Here is an 18,908-nt window from a genome sequence, read left to right on the forward strand (position 1 = left end):
CTTTTCGGTCAAAATCCGGTCGTGATTCTTACCGAAAATTTGCGAGTCCCTACTTTACAGTCACAATCCATCCTACTCAAAAAAAATCCCCGTAAGAATTTCCAACAGGAATTCTTACAAGGTGGGAAAGCATTTAGGCATCAATCAAAAATCCGGCTTCCTTCAATGCCGTCTCTGCTTTATCTAAAGTTTGAACGCTGGATGCAGCAATCGTATGAAGATGAATGCCGCCTGTTAATTCTGATAATAACGACGCCTTTGTATTTTGCATATTATCTAGGAATTGTTTTACCTCTTGGCGATTAGATACCATAATCGAAGCCGTTAAATCACCGTAAACCGCATGCTCTATTTTAACATCCTTTACTAATACACCATGATCTACCATTAAATTTAGTTCTTTTACCGTATCATCCGGTGAGTGTGTGCAGGCAATGGTACGTTCAAATAATGGCACGCCTGTGTTTTGCTTAAAATACAAATAGCCTTGGCTTGTGGCGATAATGGGTTCATCTTTTGCCTTAAGGAGCGTAATATCCCCAACAATCACTTGCCTGCTTACATTCGTTCGTGTGGCTAACTCACTTCCTGTAAGCGGTGTAGTGCTGTCTTTTAGCAGCTCTAGAAGGAAAGCTCTCCTTTCATCGCCTAATCTCTTTTTTTGCTCAGCCATGATTTTCACCTCATTCTTCCTATTCTAACATAGTTTTTAATTCTTAAATTTTTTCACAATATCTACCATAGTTTCCCCAAGCCTAATTACATCTTCCCTCCTGGTTGAATTCCCAAATGATATCCGGATAAACTCTTTTGCCTCTTGTATGTTTAACCCTAATGCCTGTGTCACTTTTGCGGGAGACTGCATTCCAATTTGACAAGCACTTCCGGTTGAAATTGCAAACCCAAAGCGGTTACATTCTAACATCATCCATTGCCCCTCAATCCCAGAAATTCGCAAACCAATAATCGAAGGTAATTGTGATTCTGCATCTGCTTGGTAAAGATGGACAAATTCCTTAATAGGTTCAAGTGACTCAATAAAAGCGGTACGTAAACTTAAGAATCGCTCTTGATTTTGTGCAATGTCATTATTTATTTTTTGCGCAGCTGCAGTCATTGCCGCAATGGCAGGAACATTCACGGTTCCTGGTCGGAATCCTTTTTCGTGAGAACCCCCTGGGAAAAAAGCTCTCCAGGAAATGGCCGGGTCGATATAGGCACCGCCAACCCCTTTTGGACCATAAATTTTATGACCTGAAAAAGAAAAGCTGCTTACCAGAGGGGCAATCCTTTTCAAGTCGATTTTTCCAAAAGATTGAACAAAATCACTGTGAAAATGGATGGCATGCTCCCTGCAAATATGCGCTATGTCTTCAATTGGTTGTATGGTACCAATTTCAGAATTAACATGCTGTACGATCACTAATACCGTTTCAGGGGAAATGGCACGCTCTAATTCTTCCACGTCTATTAGACCTGAAGAATCAAAGGGTAAAAATGTAACAGAATAACCTTCCAACCGGTTGAGAACACCATGAATGGAAGAGTGCTCTGCCATTCCGGCAATGATGTGCTTTCCAGTTTTTTTAGGAGCAGAAAGAAGCGCCTCTATCGCTAAAAAATTCCCTTCAGAACCACCGCTTGTAAAGTACAAGCCTTTTTTATTTACACCTAATAAATTTGCCAGCTCTTCACGGCAATTCTCTAATAAGTCCTGTGACTGCCCGCCGATATCATGAAGTGAGCTTGAATTCCCAAAATACTCAGTGGAAGCCTGAACAAAAACCTCTGCTGCTTCTGCGTCCAACGGGGTGGTAGCGGCAAAATCAAAATATATCATTAGTAATCTCCAATACTCATATTTTTGTCTAGCTCCACAAGAGTAAGCTACGGAAGCGTTACCTCGCACGAAAGAAAAGTGTTAGCTTTTCTGAGGAGCGCCCAGCGACTAGTGTACTTCGCTCTCTTCCCTACGATAAGTCAACATCGAATCGCTACCGCTCTTCGTGTTTCCTTTATCTCAGTCAGAGCGCTCCACAAGGAAGGCTTCGGCAGCATAGGCATCGCACGAAGGAAAAGCGTTAGCTTTTACGAGGAGTCCATACGTCGCTGAACGGGCTTTTCGTAAAAAAATTCTTGTATTTAGTTTAATTCTATGTAAATATAGATGTCAAGACACCTGTTAATCCAGGAGGAGTCAAAATGATGACAAATGACGATGTGTTAATTTTAGGAAGTGGGATTGCTGCACTGCAGTTAGCCTCACTTTTAAATAGGGATTTGAATGTGAGGATACTCACAAAAGAGAAAATAAGAACAGCGAATTCGTATCTTGCCCAAGGCGGCATTGCAGCTGCGATTGGCGCAGATGATCATCCATCGAAACATGTTGCTGATACGCTTGAAGCAGGAAGATATCACAATAATCAAGGAGCAGTCGAGGAAATTATTAATGCCGCACCTATGCTCATCAAGTTCATTGCTGAACAAGGATCCGTTTTTGATAAAAATAAAAACGGAGAATTACTTCTAGGAATGGAAGGGGCACATAGTGAAAAGCGAATTGTTCATGGAGGCGGCGATGCAACGGGTAAGAATGTGGTAGAGCACCTTATTAGCACGCTAAAGAACAATGTCACAATTGATGAAGATGTTTTTGCTTATGAACTATTGCTAAATGCTGATGGCCGTTGTATCGGTGTAAAAGCAAAGCGACCAGATGGTAAAATAAAAAACTATTACAGCAAGAATACGATAGTAGCAACTGGCGGATGTGGCCAATTGTTCACCTATACATCCAATGCTCCTACTGTAAGCGGTGATGGAATCGCCTTAGCCTACTTAGCAGGCGCTGAAGTAGTTGATATGGAGTTTATTCAATTTCACCCAACACTGTTATACCTAAAAGGTGAAACAAAAGGGCTAATTTCTGAAGCAGTTCGCGGCGAGGGTGCAATCCTAGTTACGGAGAACGGAATCCCAATTATGGAAGGTGTTCATCCGCTCAAGGACCTAGCTCCAAGGCATGTAGTTTCGCAAAAAATCTATGAATATCTTAAAAATGGACACAAAGTATATTTAGATATTAGTAATATAGAAAACTTTACACAAAGATTTCCATCGATAACGGCTATTTGTGAGGAAAATGGACTTCAGATATCAGGTGGAAGAATCCCAGTCGCTCCCGGTAGTCATTTTTTAATGGGAGGAATCAAAACTGACCTTTTCGGAAGAACATCTATAAATGGCTTATATGCTATTGGTGAGGCAGCCTGCACCGGATTGCATGGTGCCAACCGCCTGGCAAGTAATTCTTTATTAGAAGGTTTATATATGGGTGAAAAGTTATCTTCATGGCTAAATGATGCTGTAAAAGAAGATGAACTTAGGATAGGAGGAACTAGTCAATTTATTCCACATGAAAAAGTGATTTTACCAACTAAACAAGAAATTAAGCATTCAATGATGGAACGAGTAGGAATTGTTCGAAATGAAGTCAATCTCAAAAAGCAAAAAGCATGGTTAGACTCTTTTGAGGTTCATCAAATAAAAAATCTCGACGCTTATTCTTTTGAAGAGACGACAAAGATTTTTATGCTCATGATAGCGAAACTCATTACCGAATCTGCATTGAAACGAACAGAAAGCCGTGGTGGTCATTACCGAAGTGATTACCCAATGGAAGACGATCAGCATTGGTTAAACCAATCAATTATTCATAAAAATAGCTGGGGAATGGGGACGAACCATGAACACATTGAAACTGCGCTCGCTACTTGAGCAATTTTTTATAGAAGATATTGGAGAACAAGATATTACAACCGATTTAATTTTTCCTGATGATACAAAAGGAGAGATTGTTTTTCTTTCAAAGGATAACGGAATCTTTTGTGGAGAAGACATCATTCATACTGGTTTTAAGCTTTTAAATCTTGATATTGAAACAAAGGTCTTTGTGAAGGATGGCCATAATATTGAAGTTGGTCAGAAGCTCGCGACTGCCTCTGGGAAAATAGCTGATTTATTAAAAGGTGAAAGAGTGGTTCTTAACTTAATCCAAAGAATGAGTGGAATTGCCACCCTGACTCAAAAAGCGGTTTCCACACTTGATAGTGAACATACGAAAATTTGTGATACCCGTAAAACGACACCTGGTTTAAGAATGCTTGAAAAGTTTGCTGTTCGCACTGGAGGAGGCTTTAATCATCGTTTCGGCTTATACGACGGAATCATGATTAAAGATAATCACATTGCGTTCGCTGGCTCCATCTCACATGCTGTTGATACGGTTCGGAAAAAAGCCGGTCATATGGTGAAGGTGGAAGTAGAAGTTGAAACAGAAGATCAGGTGAAGGAAGCTGTCAAAGCTGGTGCAGATGTCATCATGTTTGATAATCGTACACCAGATGAAATTAAAGAACTGATTAAATTAGTTCCATCAGGTTTCATAACGGAAGCTTCAGGAGGCATTCAATTGTCTAATTTAGCTAGTTATCGTGATACGGGTGTGGACTATATCTCACTAGGATTGTTAACACATTCTTATAAAGCACTTGATATAAGCGTCAAAGTTCAATGGACCGGAGGAGAAGAATAATATGAGCATTTTAGCTACTATGCAAAAAAATAAGATGATTCCTGAAAAATACAAACAGATGTCGAAGGAAGAATTAGAGGCTAGAGTGGTTGAAGTAAAAAACAAATTAGGCTCACGTTTATTCATTCCAGGACACCATTATCAAAAAGATGAAGTCATACAGTTTGCAGACGCGACAGGAGATTCATTAAAACTCGCACAATTATCAGCCGAAAATACAGAAGCAGAATTCATTGTTTTCTGTGGCGTTCATTTTATGGCAGAAACGGCAGATATTCTTACAAATGACAACCAAAAAGTTATTCTCCCAGACATGCGTGCTGGCTGCTCCATGGCAGACATGGCAGACATTGACCAGACCGAAAAAGCATGGGAAATCCTGCAGGGAATTTTCGGGGACAGTATTCTTCCCCTAACTTATGTTAACTCTACTGCTGCGATTAAGTCCTTTGTCGGTGCACATGGTGGTGCGAGCGTAACTTCTTCGAATGCGGAGACAATGGTCAAATGGGCATTTACCCAAAAAGAACGGATTTTATTTTTACCAGATCAACATTTAGGTCGTAATACCGCTTATGACTTAGGCATTGGCTTAGATGAAATGGCCGTTTGGAATCCAATTACACATAAGCTTGAATACGAAGGCGACACTTCAAAAATTAAAGTCATCCTTTGGAAAGGACATTGCTCTGTACATGAGAACTTTACCGTTCAGAATATCCATGATACACGCAGTCAATATCCTAATATGACGATAATTGTTCATCCTGAGTGCCGTCGCGAGGTCGTTGAATTATCGGATATGGCAGGTTCAACCAGTTATATTATTAATGCGATTGAAAAAGCGGAGCCAGGTTCTGAGTGGGCGATTGGAACAGAGATGAACCTTGTCAACCGCCTCATTCAAAATCACCCTGATAAAAAGATTATTTCTTTAAATCCTGCAATGTGTCCATGTTTGACGATGAATCGAATTGACCTTCCGCATTTAGTGTGGAGCTTAGATACGTTAGAAGAGACAAATAATACAATAAAGGTTGCTCCGGAAATAGCTGAAAACGCAAAATTAGCGCTTGAACGTATGTTAAAAAATGCTTAATGATAAGGTAGATGCAATTTTTAAAAATTGCATCTATTTTTATTTTCTTATGGTTGATTCATATTTTTCCGAAAAAAAGCATAAGTTTTTCTGAAGAATGTTAGCACTTTGCCTATCATCACATAGACTATATGGACTTATGCATAGGAGGGAAATCAGAGTGAAGATCCATATCGTACAGAAAGGGGATACTCTTTGGAAAATCGCCAAGAAGTACGGCGTGAATTTTGAAGAGCTGAAAAAAATGAATTCACAGCTCAGCAACCCTGATATGATTATGCCCGGTATGAAAATAAAAGTCCCAACATCAGGTGGAACAATAAAAAAAGAAGCGCCTATGGGAACAAAGCCGGGGGCCACAATCAACTTAGGCGCCAAGAAAGAAATGCCGATTGCTGGGCAACCGTATACCAAAGAGAAACCAAAAGAAATGCCGATTAAAACAGCTCCAAAAAAGGAGGTTCCAATAAAGGAAGCACCAATTAAAGCAGCACCAATTAAAGAGGCTCCCAAAAAAGAAGCTCCAATAAAAGCAGCACCAATTAAGGAAGTGCCAATTAAAGCACCGATTAAGGAAGTGCCAATTAAAGCACCTATTAAGGAAGTACCAATTAAGCAAATGCCAATTAAGCAAATGCCAATTAAAGAAGTGCCGATTAAGGAAGTACCAATTAAGCAAATGCCAATTAAAGAAGTACCTATTAAGGAAGTGCCAATTAAAGAAACACCTAAAACACCATACACTCCAAAAATGCCCCTGCAAATTATCCCAGAAATTGATATTAACAACTATTACATGAACAATATGACCAATATGGTTAAACAGCCACAGCTGCCGCCTAAACCAACAAACATACTACCTGAAGTAAAAGTACCACAGAAAGAATACCCAGTAATGCCTGAGGAATCTCCAATGTTCGAGCAGCCGCAAATGCTGCCACAAATGCAGCCGCAGATGCAAATGCCTCAAGATTATTGTGTACCTATAACACCAGTAATGCCAGGATCAGGATTTTGCCCGCCACCACCACAATGGTGTCCGCCGCCTCCTTGTCCGCCAATGTCATTTATGCCATATCCACAGGTTCAAGGAGTAGCAATGCCACCAATGCCTAATATGATGCCTAATATGATGCCTAATATGATGCCTAATCAACCTGTACCAATGCCGGGGGTTGCGGGTGCACAATTTATGCAGCATGGATTTGATGATGAATCTTCATCCTTCATGCCGCAATTGCCGATGACAAACCAAATGGGCGGTCAAATGCTAGGAATGGGCCAAATGCCAATGGGCGGCCAGATGCCAATGTGTCCGCCGCCTCCTTGTCCGCCAATGTCATTTATGCCATATCCACAGGTTCAAGGAGTAGCAATACCACCAATGCCTAATATGATGCCTAATCAACCTGTACCAATGCCGGGGGTTGCGGGTGCACAATTTATGCAGCATGGATTTGATAATGAATCTTCATCCTTCATGCAGCAATTGCCGATGACAAACCAAATGGGCGGCCAGATGCCAATGGGCGGCCAGATGCCAATGGGCGGCCAGATGCCAATGGGCGGCCAGATGCCAATGGGCGGCCAAATGCCAATGGGCGGCCAAATGCCAATGGGCGGCCAAATGCCAATGGGCGGCCAAATGTCAATGGGCGGCCAGATGCCAATGGGCGGCCAGATGCCAATGGGCGGCCAGATGCCAATGGGCGGCCAGATGCCAATGGGTGGCCAAATGCCAATGGGCGGCCAGATGCCAATGGGCGGCCAAATGCCAATGGGCGGCCAAATGCCGATGGATGGTCAAATGCAAGGAGATTTTGACCAAATGCAAGCAGAACCTTATTTTGATGAGAGTCCTGGAGATGTACCGTTCGGTTCACCAATGATGGGCCAAGGCTTCGGTCAACCAGGAATGGGAGGGCCAATGGGCCAAGGCTTCGATCAACCAGGAATGGGAGGGCCAATGGGCCAAGGCTTCGGTCAACCAGGAATGGGAGGGCCAATGGGCCAAGGCTTCGGTCAACCAGGAATGGGAGGGCCAATGGGCCAAGGCTTTGATCAACCAGGAATGGGAGGACCAATGGGTCAAGGCTTTGGTCAACCAGGAATGGGAGGACCAATGGGTCAAGGCTTCGGTCAACCAGGAATGGGAGGAGGACCAATGGGTCAAGGCTTCGGTCAACCAGGAATGGGAGGACCAATGGGTCAAGGCTTTGGTCAGCCAGGAATGGGAGGGCCAATGGGCCAAGGCTTCGATCAACCAGGAATGGGAGGGCCAATGGGCCAAGGCTTCGGTCAACTAGGAATGGGAGGACCGATGGGACCAGGCTTCGGCCAGCCAGGAATGGGAGGACCAATGGGACCAGGCTTCGGTCAACCAGGAATGGGAGGACCAATGGGTCAAGGCTTCGGTCAACCAGGAATGGGAGGACCAATGGGTCAAGGCTTCGGTCAACCAGGAATGGGAGGACCGATGGGACCAGGCTTCGGCCAGCCAGGAATGGGAGGACCAATGAGACCAGGTTTCGACCAATCAGGAATGGGTGCACCATATATGCCATACGGTTATCCACAAATGGGGCCATCTCAGCAAGTAATGGGAGCGCAAGACTTTGAATCATCAGATATGGGAATGCCTTTTGAAGGCGGGCAAATGCCAGCTATGCAGCAGCCATTTGCGGATCAGGGAGGCTTACCAGTTGGAGCAGGAGGTGACTGTGGCTGTGGCGGCCCAATACCAGCAGCAATGCAGCAGCAGAACTTTGTACCGCCAACACCGCCAATTTACAGTGCACCATTTACAGGACCAACAAATGTAGCGCAGCCTCCGTTCATGAATCCTTATGGAATGGGACCAATGGATGGAATGATGCGGTACGAAGATGAAAGCCATGAGTATGACTTTTAACCAAAAAGGAGACGATGATTATTTCATTCGTCTCCTCTCTTATTTACGCTCGCAATTTAAAGAAAATATCCTTGAAATGGTGCTCTATCGAAAAAGTGTAATTTTGATAAAAACCGATAAAAATACCTATATGTTAAAAGGGTTTCATACAAATAAACGACTTCGCCTACAAGAGGCTTTTACAGCTACCCTTAGAAAAGAAGGATTCTCAAAAACCTATCTCTTTGTTCATCCCCAAATAAAAGATACACTCTTCTTTGAGGGCACGTACTTTGGGTGTATGGAATACATTACCCCGAATAAAATACCTTTTTCATTTCAATCTCAAAAAAACCGGCAGGAAGGGCTCGAACTTTTAGAACAGTTCCATGGGGTAACTTCGTCCTTTGAGTCACGTTATCGAACGCTCATTCCAAAAGGGATAATCATTGAAAAATGGAAAGATAGAGGGAAAAAGTTCTCCTCAAATATTTCATTTCTAACATACTTTATTAATGACAAAATTCTAGCAGAACTGCTGGATTGGGCAAACTGGTCATTAAGTGGGATGGAAAAAAACCGTTCCCTTTTTATCAATGAACCATATTGCATTCTCCATGGGGATGTTGCCCATCATAATTTCTTGCGGGATTCTAATGGAATATTGCATCTTATTGATTTTGATTTAATTAGTATTGGTCCTCCATCGTTAGATTATTTACAATATGCCAATCGAATTCTTCCCAGTGTGGACTGGTCAATTGAACGGCTATCGCATTTTTCACAATACCAAAAATTGTTGAATGAAAAGGCATTTCTTTATGCCTTAGCATTTCCTGCAGATATTTTTCGTGAATGGAACCGGGTTATTCGTGAAGGGTCGTATAAAGACCAACGTAAATATGATCAGGTTATGGACTTAACAATTGGTCAGTTTTATCCGCGAAAAAAATTCATTGATTCTTTAAAGATGATGACAAACTAATTTTCATGGTCTATTCTGGCAGAATAAATTCCCTCAGGAGCTCACAACCTAACCGTGAGCATATTTTTTATGCTCACGCATCATAGAGGGGGTTTTTCGCTTGAACTTGAAACAGTGGATGATACCTCTGTCCGCCTTATTAGCTGTTGGGCTGTCAGGTTGTGCAAATGATGACCGTGCTGCTATGGACAAAAATCACAAAAATATGGGGCAGCCGGTTGGCTACTATTCCAATGAAAATCATAAAAACGGATCCAATGGGATGCCTGGGGATAATGATGGTCCGTTTACAGAAATAATGGACCATAATCTTGGAGTTGAAAACCAAGTAAATAATGTAGAAGGAAGAAAGCAGTTTAATAAAAGAGATCAAAATGGAAATCCACCAAACCCGACAAAACCGCTCGCAAAAAATGATCGAAATTTCTTTCAGCGGGATAATAAGTTCAGTACCAGTGATGCGAATTATCATGGTCATTTAAATCAAAGACTCGGTAATACAGGAACAACAACGAATCCTGAATATCAAGATAAAGTTACAGAAAGAATTAAAAGTAAGGTTGCAGACATTAACAATGTTCAGCAAGTCCGCTCCGTACTTTATGGTAATTCTGTAATGGTTTCCGTGAAATTAGCCAATGGCGATCGAGCTGAGGAAACAAGAAGAGCCATCCAAGACGCAGTTAAGCCATTAGCAGGTGGGAGATCGGTCCAAGTAATCTTTGATGATGGAGCTCTTGGTCGTGAAGGGAACAGAAATAACGATTCCCAGCGTTTAGAGCCTAATAGTCGTAAACAACACTAATGGGAAGCATAACTTTAAAAGAGACAAAGCCGAAAATGGGCTTTGTCTTTTTGATTTTTTCCAAATAGGATAAAAAGGGAAAAAAAGGCTAAACTAGTAGTGAAAAAGAATTAAATCTCTAAAATTAAGAGGTGATTATGCATGAGGTTCAATTGGGTAGCACATTATCGGCTTGGCTTAGCCTTTGTTGCGGTTGTTCTCTTCATGTCTATCGGAAAGGTGCCGGGAATGATGTTAACTGGCTCCGCCGAACAAATGAAAAACCATCAAGATCAGCAGAAGTCGGAACCTCAGCAATTGACCATTATTCTGGAAAGGATCTATCTTGATGGAGAAATAAGTGAGGAAGTTTTCTATGATTCTTACTGGTCTATCGAAAATTTTTGGTCCAAATATGACCAATGGCAGTTAGTTGAGATGGATGAATCAACAATGGTTTTTAGAAAACAAGAGGATGATATTTCACCATTACTTAAGGCAAATGGCTATTTCGGACTAAGTGAGGATGGTGTGTTGACGATTTTTAATGGCCGTCCTGACCGCTCACGAATCATCCAATCTTTTTTTCAGATAGATGTGAAAAAGCTCGAAAGTAATAAACAGGAAGAACTTCTTCAAGGTATACCAATAAAAACAAAGGATCGTTATGTAGAGGTTCTAGAAACCTTTAAACCATATTCGAAGCAAGAATAATTATAGTATTGGGATTTAGGGCTTCATGAAGCTCATTTTTGTATGTCGATAAGAGTTTGGGCTTCATGAACACTTCATGAGGCTCATTTTTGTTTGAACGAATAGATTCTGGGCTTCATGAGGCTTATATTTATGCTATAGTAGGCCCATTTAAGCTGAAAAATTGCTGGGTAACCGTTTTTTATCAGGGTCTTGATGATGAGGTGATAGAATTTTTACAAATTCGGGATAAAACTTACGGGTAAATCCAATTGGGGGTTTCTTTTCCTTTTCTTTCTGGTTTTCAGGTTTTCAGGCAGGATTCCAACCATGATTCTGCCCCCAATTCCCCTTCGTACTGCATTACGGGAAGAATCCAATTATGATTCTGCCCCAATTCCCCTTCGTTCCGAATTACGGAAAGAATCCAACCATGATTCTGCCCCAAATACCTCTTCGTTCTAAATTACGGTAAGAATCCAACCTCATAATTCTAATTTTTGAATAGAGGAAGGAAAATTATAAAGAAATTGCTGCTTCACTGTTTATTACTGAAAAAAACGTAAAAACTCATCAAATTCCGCAACCATGCCCCAATGAATTTAACTGAAAATTTTTATTCTTTCCCATCCTAGCTAACTTTTACAAATCCATTTAAATATTATGATAGAATGGAGTACATGAACACCGAGGGAGAGAAAGCGATTGTACGAATTTATTAGAGGAACCGTTGAGTTTGTTGGTCCTGAGTATATTGTGATAGAAAATAGTGGGATTGGCTATCAAATTTCAACGCCGAACCCGTTTATTTATTCGAGTAAATTAAATACTAATATTACTGTCTATACATATCATTACGTCCGTGAAGATTTAATGGCGTTATATGGTTTTGAGTCACGTGAGGAAAAAAAGCTGTTTATGAAATTGTTGAATGTTTCAGGAATTGGACCTAAAGGAGCACTTGCTATTCTTGCATCCGGTGAAGTACAACAAGTAGTTTCAGCAATTGAAAATGAAGATGAAAGCTTCTTAGTAAAATTCCCGGGGGTCGGCAAAAAAACAGCAAGACAAATGATCCTTGATTTAAAAGGGAAGTTACAGGATATTGCTCCAGACTATTTCCCAAATTTATTTAATGCAGATACATTCCCAGCCAATGAACAAACCAATACTGCTTTTGAAGAGGCGATTCTTGCCTTAAAAGCACTGGGCTATTCTGACAAAGAAGTGAAAAGGATTTCACCTGAGTTAAGGAAAGAAGAATTGTCAACCGACCAATATATTAAAAAAGCCCTGCAGCGGCTTTTAAAATAAGGTGATTATTCATGGATGAAAGAATTATTTCTAGTGAAGTAAACCAGAACGAAATCTCCTTAGAGCAAAGTCTTCGGCCGCAAACGTTAAAACAATATATTGGGCAGGACCAAGTGAAAAAAAGTCTTGAGATTTTCATTGAGGCCGCAAGACTCCGTAAGGAAACATTAGATCATGTTCTCCTTTATGGACCTCCTGGATTAGGAAAGACGACGCTTGCTGTCATTATTGCCAATGAAATGGGTGTAAACATCCGGACAACCTCGGGTCCTGCCATCGAAAGACCGGGCGATTTAGCTGCAATTTTAACGGCACTGGAACCTGGTGATGTTTTGTTTATTGATGAAATCCACCGCCTTCCAAGACAGATTGAAGAGGTTCTTTATCCCGCAATGGAGGATTTTTGTCTCGATATCGTCATTGGTAAAGGTCCGAGTGCCCGTTCCGTAAGACTGGATCTGCCACCGTTTACGCTTGTGGGCGCGACAACTAGAGCAGGATCGTTATCAGCACCGCTTCGCGATCGATTTGGAGTTTTGAGCAGACTCGAGTATTATAAGGAAGACCAATTAAAAAATATTGTACTAAGAACGGCAGAATTATTTGAAACGAAAATAGACGAACAGTCTGCTGCTGAGATTGCTAGAAGAGCGCGGGGAACCCCAAGGATAGCCAACCGTTTACTTCGCAGGGTAAGAGACTTTGCGCAGGTAAAAGGAAATGGAGAAATAGATATAGCATTGGCAAGGGAGTCACTAGAACTTTTACAGGTAGACAGGCTTGGTCTTGACCATATCGATCATAAGCTGCTAAAGGGAATTATAGAAAGATTCCGTGGAGGTCCTGTTGGTTTAGATACGATTGCTGCGTCTATTGGGGAAGAGTCTGAAACCATTGAAGATGTTTATGAACCGTATTTACTGCAAATTGGCTTTTTACAACGAACTCCTAGAGGAAGAATGGTAACAGAATTAGTCTATCGCCATTTTGGCATGGAGCCACCAAAACAGTAATTTTTGATAAGTAGGGATGTATTTTATGAAGGTAGATTTATTTGATTTTCACTTGCCTGAAGAGTTAATCGCACAAGTTCCGCTTCAAAACCGGACAGATAGCAGGTTAATGGTCGTTAATAAGGAAACAGGCGAACTAAAGCATGAAATTTTTAAAAATATTAGTGAATACTTGCGTGAAGGGGATTGCCTAGTATTAAACGATACGAAGGTACTTCCGGCACGCCTTTTTGGTGTGAAAAAGGATACTGGTGCCAAAATTGAAGTATTACTTCTAAAACAGCTGGAAGGCGATCAATGGGAAACGCTTATAAAGCCAGCAAAACGTGTTAAAGAGGGAACCGAAATTGACTTCGGTGATGGATTGCTTACAGCGGTTTGTACGGGAACCTCTGGACATGGCGGCAGAGTATTAGAGTTCCACTATGAGGGTATTTTTTATGAGATTCTTGATCAATTAGGAGAAATGCCCTTACCACCTTATATTAAAGAACAGCTTGATGATAGAGACCGATATCAAACCGTGTTTGCCCGTGAACCTGGTTCAGCAGCTGCCCCAACAGCAGGCCTCCATTTTACGGAAGAGCTTTTGAATGAAGTGAGAGAAAAAGGTGTCCATGTCGCGTTTATTACCCTTCATGTTGGCCTTGGGACTTTCCGGCCTGTAAGTGTTGATGATGTGTTAGAACATGATATGCACGCAGAATTTTATATGATTTCAGAAGGGACAGCACGTTTACTAAATGACGTGCGCCGCAGTGGAGGCAGAATTATTACCGTTGGTACCACATCGACCCGGACACTTGAAACCATTGCTTCCCAAAATAATGGTACCTTCATTGAAAGCAGTGGATGGACCAATATTTTTATTTATCCGGGATACGATTTTAAGGCAATAGATGGGATGACTACGAATTTCCATTTGCCGAAATCGACCTTGATTATGCTTGTTAGTGCGTTAGCCGGAAGAGAGAATATCATGCATGCCTATAATACCGCAGTAAACGAACGCTATCGCTTTTTCAGCTTTGGCGACGCGATGCTTATCATCTAGGTTAAAGGAAGGAGAAATACATTTGACTGCAATTCGATATGAATTTATCAAAACATGTAAGCAAACGGGTGCCCGTTTAGGAAGAGTACATACACCGCACGGTTCCTTTGACACGCCTACATTTATGCCGGTAGGGACGCTTGCTACTGTAAAAACAATGTCACCTGAGGACCTAAAAGAAATGGGTGCTGGTATTATTTTAAGTAATACCTATCACTTATGGCTTCGTCCTGGGAATGAAATTATCAGGGAAGCTGGCGGCCTTCATAAGTTTATGAACTGGGACCGGGCGATTTTAACTGATTCTGGAGGGTTCCAGGTTTTCAGTTTGAGTGAATTCCGTAAAATTGAAGAAGAAGGCGTTCATTTCCGTAATCATATGAGCGGTGAAAAATTATTTTTATCGCCTGAAAAAGCAATGGAAATTCAAAATGACCTTGGTTCGGACATTATGATGGCATTTGATGAATGTCCGCCATTCCCAGCTACATATGAATACATGCAAAAATCAGTAGAGAGAACTTCTCGTTGGGCAGAGCGCTGTTTGAATGCTCATCAAAGACCTAATGACCAAGGGCTCTTTGGAATTGTACAAGGTGGAGAGTACGAAGAACTTCGTAAGCAAAGTGCGAAGGACCTTGTTTCGCTTGATTTCCCTGGCTATGCGATAGGCGGTCTATCTGTTGGTGAGCCAAAGGACGTCATGAATCGTGTACTTGAATTTACTACACCATTATTACCTACTGATAAACCCAGATATTTAATGGGTGTAGGATCACCTGATTCCTTGATAGATGGGGCGATACGCGGGATTGATATGTTCGATTGTGTCCTTCCGACTCGAATTGCAAGAAATGGTACATTAATGACGAGCACTGGACGTCTCGTTGTTAAAAATGCTCAATTTACAAAAGATTTCGGACCGCTAGACCCGGAATGTGATTGCTATACTTGCCGAAACTATAGCCGGGCCTACATTCGTCACTTAATTAAATGCGATGAAACCTTCGGAATTCGATTAACATCTTATCATAATCTATATTTTCTGTTAAGATTGATGGAGAAGGTCAGACAAGCTATCCGAGAGGACCGGCTTGGTGATTTCCGCGAAGAGTTTTTTGAACGTTATGGTTTTAACAAACCAAACGCGAAAAATTTCTAATAGATACTTTTTGAAAGGAGGGAACTACATGCAAGGACTAGGTTCAATCATTCCATTAATTTTAATGTTTGTATTATTTTATTTCCTACTAATTCGTCCGCAGCAAAAACGTACAAAAGCTGTACAACAAATGCAAAACGAATTAAAAAAAGGTGATAAAATTATCACGATTGGCGGTTTACACGGCTTTGTCGATTCAATCGATGAAAATAAAGCTGTGATTAAATGTGGAGACGGCAGCCGTCTTACATTTGACCGAAATGCGATTCGTGAAGTAACAGAATCTGCTAAAACTTCTGGAACAGCAGAAGTTTCATTAGACAAGTAAAACACAAGAATGTTTAAAAGGAAGCCAACCAACTGGCTTCCTTTTTTTATGTGGTTCTCGAATTATTCGTTGCAATATTTACCCCTAGTATTCCACCCATCATCGCAATCAAAGTATAACAAACGTGGTAGATTACTTGTTCAACATCAAAAAGGCGATCATAGCCTAAATATTGGAATAGGAAGACAATAAAGCTATAAATCAAGCCAGTTAATCCCCCAATCAGCCACCCTTTTTGCTTTCGCTTACCGCCAGATAAAAAACCTCCTCCAAATAGCCCAATAAATGATAAGGCTGTTACTACATATTGAAGTGAAATTTCCCGAACGGAAGTAAATCTAAGAATTACTGCAAAAATGAGACTGCTGACAATTGCAAATACGAAGACAAAAATTAACCCGTACAAAATTGCTGTACCAAAGCTTTTTGATTCGATTGTACTCTCCCCCTTCTGTTACCTTATCTTTGAGTTGTAAACCTAAGATAAATAGATTCTTACCTAGTACAAGCATATTCCTCGGTTTTATAAAGTAGAATTAAAATTTTTCATAGTTTTGGGATATTATTCCTTAAATGATTAATACCAAAAAAGCTAACAATATATCGAGTGCACAAAAAGGAGCGGACAGAAGTGGAACATTACGTAACAATCATTTTTCGAACATTATTTTTTTATGTACTTATCCTCCTCATTTTTCGCTTAATGGGTAAACGAGAAATTGGAGAGTTAAGTATTCTTGATCTTGTTGTCTTTATTATGATCGGTGAGATGGCTGTCGTCTCCATTGATAATCCGAAAAGGCCCCTCATTGAAACGGTGATTCCGATGGTTTTATTAATGCTAATACAAATTGCACTGGCCACCCTTTCTTTAAAGAGCAAAAGATTTAGAGATTTAGTAGATGGTAAGCCGTCGATTATTATCAATAGAGGGAAAATTGATGAAGCAGCTATGAGGAAGCAAAGGTACAACTTTGATGATTTATTAACACAGTTACGAGAAAAGGACATACGCAGTATTGCAGATGTTGAGTTTGCCATTTTAGAATCCTCTGGGAGCCTATCTGTTATTGAAAAAATGAATAATAGTGATGGAAAGCCCCAGGAAGGAGATATTACCATTCCCCTAATTATTGATGGAGCGATTGAGGAAGAAAATTTAAAACGAATAAATAAAACGAATCTTTGGCTTCGTCAGGAATTAAAGAAAATGGGGTATCGAGATGTCCGCAAAATATCTTTTTGCAGCTATGAGAATGGTAAGTTCTTTGTAGACATTCTTGATGAAGATTAAGAAGACTCGCTTATAAATACGTGTCTTCTTCTCTTTATCAAACTGGTATTAAATTGCGGATAATTGGAATCCTTTTAAGTTCCTCTTTTTTAATTAAGCCAACGATAATGAGCAGAAAGATATAGACGATTGACATCCCACTAGCAGAGGAAAGGACTCTGATTGCTAGATGCTCCCCTAAAAGAATGTGCTCGAACAACCAATATCCAAGCCAAGCGGAGATTCCCATAATAATGGCTCCCTTTAGGTAATCCCTTATATAAAAACTAAATGAAATTTTCTTTAGTACAGTGGCAAAATGAAGAACGGTTACTAACACAAAGCCGACAATAATGCCTAGGGCAACTCCTGTTATTCCGAAGGATGGCTGTGAGGCCAGTAAAAAAATCACAGCCGTTTTTACAACCGCCCCAATTAAACTATTAATCATGGCGGCTCTTGCTAAATTTAATGCCTGTAATACTGCCTGCAGAGGCCCTTGATAATAATAAAACAAAAAGAATGGAGCCATAATTTGAATAAAATAGGACCCTTTTGTCGAGCCATACATGAGCTGCATGAGCGGATCAGCTAGAACATAAAGGACAATAACGGATAATCCTCCCGTTAAAAAGGCAAATCGCAATGCTTGTTGTAATCGATGTTCAATTAATTGATTGTTTTTTTGTGAATTTGCTTCGCTTATGGCTGGAACAAGGGAGGTTGCTAATGAGTAAGTAATAAACGAAGGCAGTAATAATAATGGCATGGCAAAGCCGGTCAATAAACCATATTGTTTCGTAGCGGTTACCGCGGCAACCCCTGCAATTGCTAGACTATTGGCAACAACAATCGGTTCAAAGAACCAAGCTACAGACCCAATCATTCTGCTGCCCATTGTTGGTAAGGCAATTTCCATTAACTCTTTAAAGGTTTTCTTCCCTGAATGCACAAATTGAAAGAAATTCTTACGAAGTTTAAATCTTTTCTTTAATTTAAAGGCAGTCATTAAATAGATTAGGGACACAACCTCACCAATGATGGCCGCAACCATTGCCGCTGCTGCAGCATATTCAATTCCATAAGGAAGAAACGCACTTGTCATGACCGCAATCAAGGTGATTCTGACAAGCTGTTCTAAGATCTGCGAGATAGCAGATGGCCGCATATTTTGTCTGCCTTGGAAATAGCCTCTCAAGACCGAGGAAATGGCGATGACAGGGACAACAGGCGCTATTGCGATTAACGGATAATACGTTCTTTGGTCAGTAAAGAGCGTAGTAGATAGAATTGGCGCTAATAAAATTAACGCTGGTGTAAAAATCAGCGATAACGAAATCGTTATGGCTAGAGAAACAACAAGAATTTTTTTAATTTCTTTTTGATTTCCTTTGGCTTCTGCCTCAGCAATATTTTTTGAAATGGCGACTGGAAGCCCCATTTGTGCTAGAGTCACAACCAGGATAAAGGTTGGAAAAGCCATCATATAGAGGCCGACCCCTTCTTCACCAATACTTCGAGCTATGACAATTCTGTTAATAAATCCGAGTACCCTCGTTATTAATCCTGCAATTAAAAGGATAAAAGTCCCTTTTAAAAACTTTGACATCCTACTTCCCACCTTCTCAAAAAAGAAGAATTCATATACAATTAATCTATATGCATAAGGGTGGACAAAGCATGACAAGGTGTTTTTAATTTTAAAGACAATTGATA

General features: G+C 40.7%; 16 protein-coding genes and 2 pseudogenes. 13 read left to right on the forward strand and 5 right to left on the reverse strand.

The annotated features are described in order from the left end of the window. Nucleotides 1-133 precede the first annotated feature (133 nt). The gene (locus J2Y03_RS14825; RefSeq protein ID WP_310195385.1) at nt 134-673 is read right to left on the reverse strand and encodes a transcription repressor NadR; all 540 of its coding nucleotides are present in this window, start codon (nt 671-673) and stop codon (nt 134-136) included. Nucleotides 674-709: 36 nt separating this feature from the next. Beyond that, nucleotides 710-1,840 (reverse strand): IscS subfamily cysteine desulfurase, encoded by a 1,131-nt coding sequence (locus tag J2Y03_RS14830; protein ID WP_310195386.1) that lies wholly within the window; start codon nt 1,838-1,840, stop codon nt 710-712. 362 nt (nt 1,841-2,202) lie between these two features. Here J2Y03_RS14830 and nadB point away from each other — a divergent pair, with 362 nt between their 5' ends. The 4 genes and pseudogenes from nadB to safA form a co-directional block, all read left to right on the forward strand. Beyond that, a complete protein-coding gene (gene nadB / locus J2Y03_RS14835; RefSeq protein ID WP_310195387.1) occupies nt 2,203-3,780 on the forward strand; it encodes an L-aspartate oxidase in 1,578 nt (525 codons plus the stop codon). Next, nucleotides 3,749-4,597, forward strand: a complete 849-nt coding sequence (gene nadC / locus J2Y03_RS14840; protein WP_310195389.1) for a carboxylating nicotinate-nucleotide diphosphorylase — start codon at nt 3,749-3,751, stop codon at nt 4,595-4,597. Before nadB ends, nadC begins: the two co-directional genes overlap by 32 nt. A 1-nt stretch (nt 4,598) precedes the next feature. Beyond that, nucleotides 4,599-5,696 (forward strand): quinolinate synthase NadA, encoded by a 1,098-nt coding sequence (nadA, locus tag J2Y03_RS14845; protein ID WP_310195390.1) that lies wholly within the window; start codon nt 4,599-4,601, stop codon nt 5,694-5,696. A 139-nt stretch (nt 5,697-5,835) separates the two neighbouring features. Beyond that, nucleotides 5,836-5,991 (forward strand): annotated as a pseudogene (gene safA / locus J2Y03_RS14850) (SafA/ExsA family spore coat assembly protein); the annotation flags it as partial. 197 nt (nt 5,992-6,188) lie between these two features. Here safA and J2Y03_RS29135 read toward each other — a convergent pair. Then, nucleotides 6,189-6,440, reverse strand: a pseudogene (locus tag J2Y03_RS29135) (pentapeptide repeat-containing protein); the annotation flags it as partial. A gap of 2,156 nt (nt 6,441-8,596) precedes the next feature. Between J2Y03_RS29135 and J2Y03_RS14855 the strand changes: the two are divergent. The 8 genes from J2Y03_RS14855 to yajC all read left to right on the forward strand — a co-directional run bounded on the left by J2Y03_RS14855 (nt 8,597) and on the right by yajC (nt 15,919). After that, nucleotides 8,597-9,571, forward strand: a complete 975-nt coding sequence (locus tag J2Y03_RS14855) for a phosphotransferase (protein WP_310195391.1) — start codon at nt 8,597-8,599, stop codon at nt 9,569-9,571. A 100-nt stretch (nt 9,572-9,671) separates the two neighbouring features. After that, nucleotides 9,672-10,376 (forward strand): YhcN/YlaJ family sporulation lipoprotein, encoded by a 705-nt coding sequence (locus J2Y03_RS14860; RefSeq protein ID WP_310195393.1) that lies wholly within the window; start codon nt 9,672-9,674, stop codon nt 10,374-10,376. 141 nt (nt 10,377-10,517) lie between these two features. Continuing rightward, on the forward strand, nt 10,518-11,069 hold the full coding sequence (locus J2Y03_RS14865) for an intercompartmental signaling factor BofC (protein ID WP_310195394.1): 552 nt from the start codon (nt 10,518-10,520) through the stop codon (nt 11,067-11,069). 684 nt (nt 11,070-11,753) lie between these two features. After that, entirely contained in the window at nt 11,754-12,362 is a 609-nt protein-coding gene (ruvA, locus tag J2Y03_RS14870) for a Holliday junction branch migration protein RuvA (protein ID WP_132088749.1), read from the forward strand. Between the two features lie 11 nt (nt 12,363-12,373). Further along, nucleotides 12,374-13,375 (forward strand): Holliday junction branch migration DNA helicase RuvB, encoded by a 1,002-nt coding sequence (gene ruvB / locus J2Y03_RS14875; protein ID WP_310195396.1) that lies wholly within the window; start codon nt 12,374-12,376, stop codon nt 13,373-13,375. Nucleotides 13,376-13,400: 25 nt separating this feature from the next. Then, nucleotides 13,401-14,429, forward strand: a complete 1,029-nt coding sequence (gene queA / locus J2Y03_RS14880) for a tRNA preQ1(34) S-adenosylmethionine ribosyltransferase-isomerase QueA (protein ID WP_310195397.1) — start codon at nt 13,401-13,403, stop codon at nt 14,427-14,429. A 22-nt stretch (nt 14,430-14,451) separates the two neighbouring features. Beyond that, complete coding sequence (tgt, locus tag J2Y03_RS14885; RefSeq protein ID WP_310195399.1) at nt 14,452-15,591, forward strand: tRNA guanosine(34) transglycosylase Tgt; 1,140 nt, start codon at nt 14,452-14,454, stop codon at nt 15,589-15,591. 28 nt (nt 15,592-15,619) lie between these two features. Continuing rightward, nucleotides 15,620-15,919, forward strand: a complete 300-nt coding sequence (gene yajC / locus J2Y03_RS14890; RefSeq protein WP_310195400.1) for a preprotein translocase subunit YajC — start codon at nt 15,620-15,622, stop codon at nt 15,917-15,919. 46 nt (nt 15,920-15,965) lie between these two features. On the opposite strand, the gene J2Y03_RS14895 is transcribed toward yajC, so the two are convergent. Continuing rightward, entirely contained in the window at nt 15,966-16,325 is a 360-nt protein-coding gene (locus J2Y03_RS14895) for a TIGR04086 family membrane protein (RefSeq protein ID WP_132088730.1), read from the reverse strand. A gap of 225 nt (nt 16,326-16,550) precedes the next feature. On the opposite strand from J2Y03_RS14895, the gene J2Y03_RS14900 reads away from it, so the two are divergent. Further along, entirely contained in the window at nt 16,551-17,213 is a 663-nt protein-coding gene (locus J2Y03_RS14900; protein WP_310195402.1) for a DUF421 domain-containing protein, read from the forward strand. Between the two features lie 37 nt (nt 17,214-17,250). Here the strand turns inward: J2Y03_RS14900 and spoVB are convergent, their stop codons facing one another. Beyond that, on the reverse strand, nt 17,251-18,801 hold the full coding sequence (gene spoVB / locus J2Y03_RS14905) for a stage V sporulation protein B (protein ID WP_310195403.1): 1,551 nt from the start codon (nt 18,799-18,801) through the stop codon (nt 17,251-17,253). Between the last annotated feature and the right edge of the window lie 107 nt (nt 18,802-18,908).

Source organism: Neobacillus niacini (assembly GCF_031457145.1).
GTDB lineage: Bacteria > Bacillota > Bacilli > Bacillales > Cytobacillaceae > Neobacillus > Neobacillus niacini_J.

Coding starts and splice junctions, on each gene's coding strand:
- J2Y03_RS14825 (WP_310195385.1), bottom strand. CDS start 673: ATGGCTGAGCAAAAAAAGAGATTAGGCGATGAAAGGAGAGCTTTCCTT.
- J2Y03_RS14830 (WP_310195386.1), bottom strand. CDS start 1,840: ATGATATATTTTGATTTTGCCGCTACCACCCCGTTGGACGCAGAAGCA.
- nadB (WP_310195387.1), top strand. CDS start 2,203: ATGATGACAAATGACGATGTGTTAATTTTAGGAAGTGGGATTGCTGCA.
- nadC (WP_310195389.1), top strand. CDS start 3,749: ATGAACACATTGAAACTGCGCTCGCTACTTGAGCAATTTTTTATAGAA.
- nadA (WP_310195390.1), top strand. CDS start 4,599: ATGAGCATTTTAGCTACTATGCAAAAAAATAAGATGATTCCTGAAAAA.
- J2Y03_RS14855 (WP_310195391.1), top strand. CDS start 8,597: ATGACTTTTAACCAAAAAGGAGACGATGATTATTTCATTCGTCTCCTC.
- J2Y03_RS14865 (WP_310195394.1), top strand. CDS start 10,518: ATGAGGTTCAATTGGGTAGCACATTATCGGCTTGGCTTAGCCTTTGTT.
- ruvB (WP_310195396.1), top strand. CDS start 12,374: ATGGATGAAAGAATTATTTCTAGTGAAGTAAACCAGAACGAAATCTCC.
- queA (WP_310195397.1), top strand. CDS start 13,401: ATGAAGGTAGATTTATTTGATTTTCACTTGCCTGAAGAGTTAATCGCA.
- yajC (WP_310195400.1), top strand. CDS start 15,620: ATGCAAGGACTAGGTTCAATCATTCCATTAATTTTAATGTTTGTATTA.
- spoVB (WP_310195403.1), bottom strand. CDS start 18,801: ATGTCAAAGTTTTTAAAAGGGACTTTTATCCTTTTAATTGCAGGATTA.